Genomic DNA, 11,863 nt, shown 5'->3' with positions numbered 1-11,863 from the left:
TGAGTTTATGGAAAACACATACAACAAAATATCGTTTATCTTCAATAATAAAATTAACCGTCGAATATATCGGACGGTGATATGAATGCTGTGACTACCCTGCCTTACATTTTAAGTTTAATTACTTTGCACAGATGATGCTTCATTTTTCAGAGATGGAAAAAGTGAATCCCATCTAATCGAATCACCGAGCACTGCAATCAACACGGGTACTTATAGTACGATTTTAATTTTTTCCGTTTTGGTTGTAACTTTTGCATTTTTACACGCATTGGATGATTGAATAGTTTTAATCACTTCATTGCTGGCGGATAAAATCTTTAAACTTGAAACAATTTCCCCACCCGTTTTACAATCTTCCTCACCCAACTTCTCACTAAAACGCCCCGGATCACTCGAAGATTCAGCAGTTACAATAATTTTAGCTTTCCATCCATCAAAATAGACTAAATCAGTTGTCTGGGAAACTTGCCCCTGACCCGAGCCTGCAGATTCTATTTCAATCAAATCCATTGGTTTTGCTCGATATTGCACCGTATGTACTGTGAAATCATTGGCTTGACCACCGAACTCAAGTATTCGAGATTGTTTTAGTTTTGGGCGAGTCAATATATAGCCTCCCCAAAAATTTCGTCCTGCATTTTCAAATGTTACACCAGAGAGATAAGCCAGCTCTCCTGACAACAAACGAACCTCTTTCATATAATCAATCATTATCGCTTTGGCGGGTGTAGCTTGAGAAGCGTTTAGGTTCGTTATACTGTTGATCACTGCTTGATCTGTAGGTGTTGCTGCAAAACTTAGGGCAGATGAACTTAAAACAAAAACCATAATACTCAATCGAACTGAAGGATAGTGAAGCATAAGATAAACTCTCAGATTTTGTGATTGATTGTGTGCTTAACGACCCCATTCCATTTTCGCCATATACGGGCGAATTTTTTTAATACGTTGGATATTGGTCTTTTCAATCTGAGTTAATTGATTTTCAACATTAGTACTGCATGGCATATACCAATTATCGTTAGCAAATTGAGAGGCAATCTCTTTATTGGCAAATGAATAACCATGACGCGCATAAATTTCATTACGCATCCAGTCTAGTTCTTCAGGAGGAATTTGTAGATCCTCATCTTTTAATAAACGTTGTGATGCAACTGGATAATCACCGACATCTTTTTGATAGCGACACTGTTGCGGTTTTAAATCAAAATATTTTGGTTTAACCTTAGCCGTTGTAGATTCCCAACTAGACTCCAACACATTCGGTTGATTCTGTTTTACAGTAAAGGTAAACACACCACTACTTGCTTTAGCGCCACTTTCTGTTGCGGTAATTTTATAGCCTTGTGAAGTTGTCTGTACTTCCCCTGAGAAATTTTGTTTATTTTTACCAAGAACACTATAGCCTTTGACCTGATTACGATCGATAGATTGGATGAAAACAGCAATTTTCTGCTCATCATATTTTCCAGACCAAGATTTTTGCAACTGTTGAATATCCAGTGCATAACTATTCTGGAAACCAATCATTCCTAATCCAACGAGTGTGATTAAACTTTTATTCATTGTTATACCTATTTGTTATGAAGATATTGGATGCATTTTCACATTGATTTTAGATTAAATTGTTTGCTTTGTGATCTACTTTAAGATAAATAAATCAGGATTCTCTGTGGTTTATTTTAAAATCTATGCCATACCCGAACATAAATATGCTGTTTCAACCTATCTTCCACTATAATTTCTCAATCACCATTCCATTATAAGCAGTGATGAACAAAACAAAAACTAACTTGGCATATTCAAGCTTGAGTCTAATTTCACTCGTGATCTATGCTTATTTATGCTATCTCATGGTCGCAATATGTCTACAATATTTCCCATGGCAAACTGATCAGCATTTTCTCTTGTTAAAGCAAGATGTAGTCAATACTCAACCTTGGCAGGCGGCTTTTAAAATCCATGTGATCAGCAGTAGTTTTGTACTCATCGCTGGATTTACACAGTTTTTCCGTGTCTTTCGCACGCGTTATCCCCGAATTCATCGCTGGAGTGGTTGGCTCTACATCATCACCATTTTGGGGCTGTCTTTACCCAGTGGCTTAATTTTAGCTTTTTCAGCGGCTGGAGGGTTATCCACACAAATCAGCTTTGTCTTATTAAGTTCACTCTGGGCGATCACCACCCTATCCGCTTTATACTTTTTATTGAAAAAGCGCTGGATTTTACACCGTGACTGGATGATCCGTAGTTTTGCACTGAGCATTTCAGCGCTGAGCTTAAGGACATGGAAAATCGTGCTTTATGAGTTACAACCTTATTTTGATTGGTTAACCCCAATTCACATCTATCAGTTAGAATCTTGGTTAGGTTGGGTGGTCAATCTAATCCTAGCTGAAATCATTATTTTTGGATTACATCGTCGCACAAGACAAAAAAATAAAAGCCCTAAATCAATTTAGGGCTCGCATAAAAAGTGTACAGCAATTGAATACTAAACTTATTTTTTACTCACACTATAATGGTTTAAATCTAGTTGTTTTAATTGGTTACGTAATTGTTGCAATGACCATGGCCATGCTGCAAAGTTACGACCATTTTCATCCAGATAATAAGACTTACACCCACCCGCATTAAATACAGTGGTTTTTAAATGTTTCTGCAAACGTTTATTATGCTGTGCAAGCACATCCGCTTTGATTTCAAAGCGAGTGAATTTTTGCTCACGCATTTTTAGCAAGCCATCAACAATATAGCCGACTTGTGCTTCCGCAATACCAATAAATGAATCATATACCAGAATGTTTGGACCGAGGACCAAGAACGCATTCGGTACATGTTCAATACTCGCACCCAAATATGCTTCAGGTGAACTATTTTTCCAACGCTCAGCAAGTACTTGACCATTGCTGTCATAAACTCGTTTACCAATTGGAGGATGTGAAACTTCAAAGCCTGTTCCCCAAATAATCACATCCACTTCATGACGTTCACCATTTGCTGCAACCACTGTATTTCCATCAATTTCAACCAAACCATGTGCAATCAGATTCACATTATCTTGTTGTAGTGCTGGATAATAATTGTTTGCAAACAATAAGCGCTTACATCCAATAGTAAAGTTCGGTGTCACTGCTTTACGCAAAGTTTCATCTTTAATTTGTAGTTTGAGTAATTGCTTACTTAGGAAATTAACAGGTTCCAATACTTTAGGATTACGCAATCCAAAGTTAATCCCATTTAAAATCTGTGCAATGCTATTACGCCAAGTTTGTTGAATGATTGGGAATCGAGAAATGATCCCTTTAGCCGTTTCGTTTAACTCCATATCCGCCTTGGGTAGTACCCACGGTGCTGTACGCTGGAATACGATCAGCTGTTTCGCTAAAGGTTGTACTTGTGGGATAAACTGAATTGCAGAAGCCCCTGTACCAATCACTGCAACACGCTTACCCGTTAAATCATAATCATGATTCCAACGTGCTGAATGGAACATTTCACCTTTAAAACTTTCAATTCCTTTTAATTTCGGCAAAGCAGGCTCAGTAATCGGTCCTGTCGTAAAGATCACTGTCTTTGATTGATATTGACCTTTAGAGGTTTCTAAGTGCCAAATATGTTGTGCTTCATCCCATTTGGCACTGATTAATTCATTATTAAATTCAATTTTCTCACCAAGGTCATATTTTTCCACCACCTCTTCTAAATAGCTTAGAATTTCTGGTTGCTTGGCAAATAAATGACTCCATTTATGGCTTGGTGAGAAAGAAAATGAATAAAGTGCTGAGGGTACATCACAACCGCAGCCCGGATAATTATTGTCGCGCCATGTTCCCCCCACACGACTGGCTTTTTCAAGTACCACATAATCGTTATAACCTGCTTGATTCATTTTATAAGCAGCAGCAATCCCTGAAATACCCGCACCAACCACGATGGTGTCATATACATGTACAGCATCTTTCTGCTGAGTTGTTGGAGCACTTTTCTCTGTGGGCTGTTCAAGCTTTTCAGAGGTAGACGCTATTTGAGTATCAGCTTTATTTTTAGCTTTAGACTGAGTTTGGACTTCAGCTTTAGCGGTATTTTCTTTCGCTGGCTTTGTAACAGTCTTTGCCTCGGCTTGCTTCTGAACTGACGCTTTTTCTTTAAGCTGTTTTGCTGCAAGTGACTTATCTTGTGCCATATTCGGTTGAGTCACCTGTTTAATATCTTCAACTGTAGTTTGGGTTGATTTTTGCTCTACGCTGTTCTCTTCAGGTAGCTTAGCTAAAGTTGTTTCTGTTGTCATTTTGATCTACTCGCAGCTTATTTGATGTATTTGTTAAATAATGGATATCCAATACCCAACGCTTTGGCATATAACGCGGGTGATGCACGTTTTAATATCCAAAACAGTTTTGCATCTGGCTGAGGAATGGTGTACAGCTTGCCTGCATCCAAATTATTTAAGGTTTTAACCACCACCTGATCACTGGTGGTAAATGCATGATTCATCAATAAATCATCTGCTAAACCCGCATAATGACCAGGCAAACGACCATTTTTCATAATATTTGTAGGCACTAATGTTGGACACAACACATTCACTCGAATGTTGTCACCGCGAAGTTCTGCTGAAAGAGTTTCTGACAATGCCAGCACACTGGATTTGGTCACGTTATAAGCGGTCATTTCGGGGGCTGCTGTATAACCCGCAGCTGAAGCAACATTGATAATAGCCCCATAACCTTGTTGCTTAAACTGAGGAACAAAATAGTGACAACCATGAATAACCCCCCAGAGGTTGACATGCATACACCATTGCCAATCTTCCAGTGAAACTTCATCAAACTTACCGCCCAACCCCACACCCGCATTATTAATGATCAGGCTTACAGGGTGATTCATTAATTTTTCGGCTTGTTCAGAAAGTTCTTTTACTTGCTCTTTCACACCAACATCACATTGCACAGCAAATGCTTTTGCTGACGTTCCTGATTCAATCAAACTGACAGTTTCTTTGGCTGCATCCAAATTTATGTCAGCACAAACAATTGTTCCTCCGCGTTTTGCAAGCTCCATTGCAAAACTACGTCCAATGCCACTGCCTGCGCCTGTCACAACTGCATAAGCACTGTAGCTCGGCTTAACTTTTTTAGAAAAAATTCCCATAAACTTTAAATCCATCTCTTTTAGGTTTTATGAACGCAATGCAGGATAAAACTCTTTCGTCAAATATGGCGTAAGAAGCCCTGTCTTTGGATTCAGCAGTTTCTCTTTGTAATAGTCCAGAAATTCAGATGTGTCATGATCATTTGGATGAAAATCGGGACGCAGATAATCAAAAATATGCTTAAAGCTACTGCCGTAGACCCCATCTTTTAAGCCAAAGATAAGGCGAAAATTATATGGAATTTCTTTCCAATAACGTAAGCTAATCAAGTTCTTAGGATTGCGATAGAAAGGCACTAAAAATGATGCAGCTGAAATCAGCACCAAAATTGTGATCAATGCGGGAAAGAATCCTGCAATACGCAATAAATAGTTATTGGATAATTCTTGAAACACATCGAAAGCAATATCCTTATGCTCTGACTCTTCAAGCATATGCCACATCCAAATTGCCCGTTGTTTTTCGTCTTGTGAACGGAAGAACACTTCTTCATGATTCATCATGTATTCTGCAAGTACCGCCGTGAAATGCTCAATGCCTGCCATCAATGATAATTTCATTGGTTGTGGAAGACGCTCAAACCCATATTCAAATGCCCAGCCAGCCCAAGTACGAAAGAGTTTCACTGGCAAATCACGAATTAAATAAGCATCATTTAACTCTTCATGCATCTTTGAATGAATAGCCTCTTGACCGATCAGTGAGGTAACACGTTGCTTTAATAATGGATCGGTTATGAAATCACGATGATAACGTGCAGTATCAATTACGAGATCTTCACCTCGGGTTAAAAAAATCGACAGTGATGCAAAATATGCACTTGCCAATTCTGCATCCATATAAAATCGGTGATCTACTTGCTCTGGATCAAAATCAAACTTCATATGTCGAATTGGAATAATCGGCGTTTGATTTTCCAGACTGAATGGTGCCGCATCAAAAACTTTGGCTACGGCTTTCTTAAGTGGCTTTGCGAACATAGCTGGTACTCTTTATTCATTTAATATGGCAATCCATTTCATCGTCTTAATGCTGATGACTTACAGATCGCCTTTTGAGTAAAAACTCTACTTTGATGGCTAAAAATTACGACAAGCCTTGTCAATTACCATTGGCACATGCATTCATTCGGTTTGCAAATTATGACAACCTTATATAATTGTCAGACAATCACTTTGAGAAGTTGCCTCCACTGATAAAGTATGTCCCTTAAAAACAATTTTTATGAGATGCTTGGTTAGAATCACAGCTTTAAAAAAAGCTTTTCCTTCAAAAAATTGATGAAAAAGCTCAGTATTGATCTACAACATCATTTTCATATTAAATAGAATGTTGAACGCAGAGACTGAATAGAATTACACCCGTAAAGCAGGTGTAAACGCTTTAACAAAATAAGGGGTGAGTGTACCTGTTTCAGGATCAAGTAACTCTTTTTTGAAATAGTCTAAAAGCTCAGTTGTATCATGATCATTAGGATGAAAGTCTGGACGTAAATAATCAAAAATATGACCTAAACTGCTACCAAAAACACCATTATCTCGACTAAATAATAAATCCCAACTGCCCTTTGCCTCTTTCCAAAAACTTAGACTAAAGGTATTCATTGGACGTCGTAAAAATGGCAACATCAATGCGCCAGCACCTACGCCTAAACCCAAAGTAATCAGCGCAATAAAGAATCCCGAAACTCGTAATGGATAGTTTGCAGACAGCACTTGATAAGTATCATAAGCAATATCTTTATGCTCAGATTCTTCCAGCATATGCCATAACCATAAAGCACGTGTCTTTTCATCGAGAGAATGATTAAAGATGTCTTGATGAGTCATGGCATATTGAGCAAAGACAGCTGTGAAATGCTCAATCCCAGCCATCATTGAGAGCTTTAAAGGTTGTGGGAATTTTAAAAAAGTATGATTAAAAACCTGTTCTGCTAAAAACCGATACAACTGCACTGGCAAATTATTTGGAATCATAGTTTCATTGTATTCTTCATGGACTTTTGAGTGAATTGCCTCTTGCCCAATCAAACTAGTCAAACGCTGTTTTAAAACAGGATCTTGTATTTGATCACGATGATGTCGTGCAGTTTCAATCACTAACTCTTCACCATAGGTCAAAAAAATTGACAGCGCTGCAAAATAAGCACTTGCCCACTCTTTCTGCATAAAAAATTTAACATCCATTTCATCCGAGCTAAATTTAAAATTGAAGTGACGAATCGGAATATTTGCAATCTGATCTTTTAAATCAGGCAATCGGCTTGGAAAAGCTTTTGCAAACACTTTTTTGACAGGCTTAGCAAGTAACATATAGCACCCATTGGTTATTTACGGAGCAAGGATTTGACTGAAACCAGTACAAATTCACATTTCAAGTAAAAATCATATTTATGTTTGAAAAAGTAAGTCATCTTGATTCAAATACCACTGACATTTCAGGTCAATCCATTGGCAATTTATGACTATTCAATAAAGTGTCTGACAAATAAGAGAGGAGATTGCCTCTACTGATAAATAATGACCTTTGTGGATAAATCATCACTTTTGACATGCTGACATCATGATTTAAATATTAGGTATGCTGAACCAGCAAAAGAATTGAAAAGAATAGGCAGAATATTAAACTGTAGAATTCTAAATTGTTATAAAGCTACATATGACAAAATCACCACTTATATAAAATCTTGGATGTCTCAATTTGCAATAAAGCGTAACAGTTATAAACGCTGAAACAGACAGGTGACTTTGTTGATTTACGCATTGCTTAAACTATACCCGCTTCCCTTTTATTGTGATTTACAAAGAGTGAAATCATTAAGAGATACTTAGTCACCCACACAATTACATTCTCTGAATCACTAAAACCAGTCAAATGAAGATTTATCAATAAAAAGTTCATTTCAGCCTATAAAAACAACAGACATTTTCTTTTATCATGGTGTTACTGAGTCACAGTTAATCTTTGGGTCAAACTGAATCAGTGCTAAACTTAATGATGTACTCTTTAAACAGAACAAAATTAAACAATGTTCAATTTCATTTGGCGCTTTGTACAGCTTCTCCAATTGGATCAATTCAAATATCGAAAATTGACAGATGGCGAAATTCGTATTAGCCAAAGTGTATTTGGAGATTTAATTGACTACAGCCAAGTCAAGGTGATGAATCATCCTTATTTACCGTGGCAGCCTGTTGGGATTTTGATGGCGCCCAATGGCTATATTCACTTAAAAGATGCAGACTATTGTGAAGACTTTTCCTGTATGAGCTTGGGTTATCAAGCTGTTTTTATTCATGAAATGGCCCATGTTTATCAATATCAGCGTCAAGAAAATGTATTACTCAAAGGTGCTATTTTACAATCCGCACTCTATCTAAGTTTTGGTAAATACAACCCTTATCGCTACACTCTGATTCAAGGAAAACCTTATTTTGATTATAATATTGAACAACAAGGAGATATTGCGAAAGATATTTATTTAAATCGAATTGAAAATATTATTCTGAATAAAAATTCAGGCAACTCTTCTATTTAATTGCTTTTTGATGCTAATTCAAACAAATAAAGTGATGTATTTCACAAAAAATATTTAAAGCTGATCTTTCCCAATATAAAATCCAAAAAAATAATGAAAAATCACTAGTTTCTATAAAAGAAATACTCTAAATTCATGAGGTCATTGATGGTGTACTGAATAAACTTGATGAATCACTAGCTTCTGACGTTTTTTTAGTTAAAATACTCAATGTCTGAAATTTTTGCCTTGCAAGAAAATAAAGATTTTTGATGATTTTTAATGATTTTATAGTTTCGCCCTTTGGCAATTTCTGTGATATCTATATACTTATGTTGAATAACTACATTTTAAAAATCAACAATTTGTGTATAAATTACCCTATTGGAATAGGATTTGGTTTAAATGAAAAGTTTTAAAATTGCTCTCGCGCAATTCTCTCCGTTCATTGGTGATATTGAGTCAAATGTTCAGAAAATGATTGAACAAGCCAATGATGCAAAAAAACAGAATGCTGAAATTGTTGTTTTCCCTGAACTTTCTATAATCGGTTACCCTGCCGAAGATTTGCTTTTACGCCCAAGCCTAGCAAAGCGTACAGCACAAGCTTTCGAAAAACTGTCTACTGTTAAAGACATTGTGATGGTATTTGGTTTTGCCAATCTTACTGATGATGGTCAACGCTATAATGCTGCTGCAGTGATGAAAGATGGTCAAGTTTTAGGTGTTTATAACAAACAAAACCTTCCTAATTACAGCGTTTTTGATGAAAAACGTTATTTTAATGAAGGCCATCAACATCTTGTATTTGAGTATCTAGGTCATAAATTTGGTGTACTCATTTGTGAAGATGTCTGGTCTCTAAATACTGTTCAACAGCTTGCTCAACTTAATGTGGAAAGTGTTCTAGTATTGAATGCTTCCCCATATGAAGTAGGTAAACCACAACATCGTATTGAAACGTTAAAAGAATTGGCAAAACAGCTTCACCTCAATGTTGTTTATATCAACCAAGTGGGTGGTCAAGATGATCTTATTTTTGACGGAACCAGTTTTGTCATTAACCATTCAGGTGAAGTTGCGTTACAAGCACCAAGCTTTAAAGAAGATCTCTACTTTGCTGACTACCAAATAGAAAACAAAGCCTATCAAGTGGTTGAAGCTGCGCCAGCATTAAACACTATGGCTGAGATCTATCAAGCTTTGGTTTTAGCAACACGCGACTATGTACAACGCTCTGGTTTCCCTGGTGTGATTTTAGGACTATCAGGCGGTATCGACTCAGCTTTAACCTTGGCAATTGCAGTTGATGCGATTGGCGCAGATAAAGTTCAAGCCGTGATGATGCCTTTTACTTACACATCACAAATTAGTGTGGAAGATGCCACTGAACAAGCAAAACGTATGGGTGTTACTTTTGGCATTGCCGAAATTCATCCTATCGTAAATAGCTTTATGCAGACCTTGTTCCCATTCTTTGGTAACTCACCTGCGGATACAACTGAAGAAAATCTTCAAGCACGTGCACGTGGTACATTGCTTATGGGCTTGTCCAATAAGTTTGGTAACCTTGTGCTTGCAACAGGCAATAAGTCTGAGCTTTCTGTAGGTTACTGCACACTGTATGGCGATATGGTAGGTGGTTTTGCTGTACTCAAAGATGTTTATAAAACTATTGTTTTTGAATTGGCTAAGTACCGTAACAGTATTTCTGAAACGCCTGTAATTCCTGAACGGGTTATTTCTCGTCCACCATCAGCAGAACTTCGTCCTGATCAAAAAGACCAAGACTCTTTACCTGCTTATGATGTACTTGATGCCATTCTATATGCATATATTGAGGAAGAACAAAGCCAAGAAGACATCATTGCCAAAGGTTTTGAACGTGCAATCGTGGAAAAAGTCATTCAGCTTGTTGACCGTAATGAATACAAACGTCGTCAAGGTTCAATTGGACCGCGTATCAGCTCACGTGCATTTAGCCGTGAACGCCGTTATCCGATTGTGAATGGCTGGAAAGCAGGTGTATAAGCCTCGTGAATGTGAATAATTCACCACCCCCTTCGAGCTTTGCTCAGGAACTTGCTCAAGCACTCTTGCTTGAGCAAGTTCGCTTTATAAAAAAACAACTCTTAGATCAAAAAAATCCGCAATTTATTCAAAATTTTATTTCTCAAACCTATCAGAATGCAGACAAAATTCTTTTAAAAAATGTGATTCAACTTGAGCAACTGCAGTCTGTAGTGCAAAAATATGCTTTTGAATTGAATTTAGGCTCTGACATTCTTGAATTTATTGGTGTCGTCGCTCAAAAAATTCATCAATATGCCATTCATAGCCAAACCATTTTCAATGATCTACTCTCAGATGAATCTTTTGAACTGTGGCTGTTTAAAATATTAGAATTAGAACAATTAAGGGACTATATTCAAGAAAACTTACAACACAACCCGCAAATTCAACAGGTTAGCCTACAGCTTGCCAATCAGATTTTAGAAAACAATACCCCTTGGCTCAATCAGCTACGTCAATATACAGTTAAACATAACCGCATTGGCGCTAAAGTCATCAGCTTTATTCAAGATCAGCAACACAATATTGAGCTTAAGTTAGAACAGCAACTCGCTACAGCAATACGTAGCCAACTCAGCAATATCATTCTACTGCCTAATGAAGACCTAGCAGATATCGCTACACATGTTTGGAATGAAGTTAAGCAACGCACATTAAAAGAGGCTTTCTCTCAACTTCAATCCATTGATTTTGAAGAATTCTTTATTCTTGTCTATGAAACTTGGAAAGAATTACGTCAAACAGAATATATGCAACAGGTCATTTTAAATGTTGTCGAAGCATTTTATGAATACTTTGGGGAATATAGCTTACAAGAATTACTACACTCAGTTGGCTTAGATCAAAACGATTTATTTATCGAAGCAGATCGCTTTATTCCGCATACACTAGGTGCTTTGGACCAACATGGCTTATTGGATGAGATTATTCAATCCTTGATTGCACCATTCTACCTTGACACGCAAACACAAAGATTTATAGAAAATTATTTAGCAGAAAAAGCTTAATCAAACATTCAACTGGATTTTCTCAATGTTCTAAATATTTATTAATTTTTATCTACTTATCTTTTGATGATGCAAAAAAAGAGACCATGCAGTGAGCATGGTCTATAA

General features: G+C 37.0%; 10 protein-coding genes. 4 read left to right on the top strand and 6 right to left on the bottom strand.

What is annotated here, in order from left to right:
- Nucleotides 1–213: 213 nt before the first annotated feature.
- Entirely contained in the window at nt 214–864 is a 651-nt protein-coding gene (locus ACG9ZL_RS05985) for a hypothetical protein (RefSeq protein WP_419359413.1), read from the bottom strand.
- A 36-nt stretch (nt 865–900) separates the two neighbouring features.
- Entirely contained in the window at nt 901–1,569 is a 669-nt protein-coding gene (locus ACG9ZL_RS05980) for a YARHG domain-containing protein (protein ID WP_419359411.1), read from the bottom strand.
- A 206-nt stretch (nt 1,570–1,775) separates the two neighbouring features.
- On the opposite strand from ACG9ZL_RS05980, the gene ACG9ZL_RS05975 reads away from it, so the two are divergent.
- Nucleotides 1,776–2,465: a DUF2306 domain-containing protein gene (locus tag ACG9ZL_RS05975; protein ID WP_419359409.1), complete on the top strand. Its 690-nt coding sequence runs from the start codon at nt 1,776–1,778 to the stop codon at nt 2,463–2,465.
- Nucleotides 2,466–2,503: 38 nt separating this feature from the next.
- Here ACG9ZL_RS05975 and ACG9ZL_RS05970 read toward each other — a convergent pair whose 3' ends face one another.
- The 4 genes from ACG9ZL_RS05970 to ACG9ZL_RS05955 form a co-directional block, all read right to left on the bottom strand.
- Nucleotides 2,504–4,030, bottom strand: coding sequence for a flavin-containing monooxygenase (locus ACG9ZL_RS05970; RefSeq protein ID WP_419359506.1), 1,527 nt, complete (start codon nt 4,028–4,030; stop codon nt 2,504–2,506).
- 281 nt (nt 4,031–4,311) lie between these two features.
- The gene (locus tag ACG9ZL_RS05965; protein WP_336951798.1) at nt 4,312–5,157 is read right to left on the bottom strand and encodes an SDR family NAD(P)-dependent oxidoreductase; all 846 of its coding nucleotides are present in this window, start codon (nt 5,155–5,157) and stop codon (nt 4,312–4,314) included.
- A gap of 27 nt (nt 5,158–5,184) precedes the next feature.
- Nucleotides 5,185–6,138 (bottom strand): metal-dependent hydrolase, encoded by a 954-nt coding sequence (locus tag ACG9ZL_RS05960; RefSeq protein WP_419359408.1) that lies wholly within the window; start codon nt 6,136–6,138, stop codon nt 5,185–5,187.
- A gap of 375 nt (nt 6,139–6,513) precedes the next feature.
- Nucleotides 6,514–7,470, bottom strand: a complete 957-nt coding sequence (locus ACG9ZL_RS05955; protein ID WP_336951800.1) for a metal-dependent hydrolase — start codon at nt 7,468–7,470, stop codon at nt 6,514–6,516.
- A gap of 716 nt (nt 7,471–8,186) precedes the next feature.
- On the opposite strand from ACG9ZL_RS05955, the gene ACG9ZL_RS05950 reads away from it, so the two are divergent.
- The 3 genes from ACG9ZL_RS05950 to ACG9ZL_RS05940 all read left to right on the top strand — a co-directional run bounded on the left by ACG9ZL_RS05950 (nt 8,187) and on the right by ACG9ZL_RS05940 (nt 11,755).
- A complete protein-coding gene (locus ACG9ZL_RS05950) occupies nt 8,187–8,696 on the top strand; it encodes a hypothetical protein (RefSeq protein WP_336951801.1) in 510 nt (169 codons plus the stop codon).
- 384 nt (nt 8,697–9,080) lie between these two features.
- Nucleotides 9,081–10,706, top strand: coding sequence for an NAD+ synthase (locus tag ACG9ZL_RS05945; RefSeq protein ID WP_336951802.1), 1,626 nt, complete (start codon nt 9,081–9,083; stop codon nt 10,704–10,706).
- A gap of 5 nt (nt 10,707–10,711) precedes the next feature.
- A complete protein-coding gene (locus tag ACG9ZL_RS05940) occupies nt 10,712–11,755 on the top strand; it encodes a hypothetical protein (RefSeq protein WP_336951804.1) in 1,044 nt (347 codons plus the stop codon).
- The last annotated feature ends 108 nt before the right edge of the window (nt 11,756–11,863 follow it).

This window comes from Acinetobacter legionensis (genome assembly GCF_048551735.1).
Taxonomy (GTDB): Bacteria; Pseudomonadota; Gammaproteobacteria; order Pseudomonadales; family Moraxellaceae; genus Acinetobacter.
The sequence above is the reverse complement of the archived record's forward strand: the minus strand, read 5'-3'. Positions and strand labels throughout refer to the sequence as shown.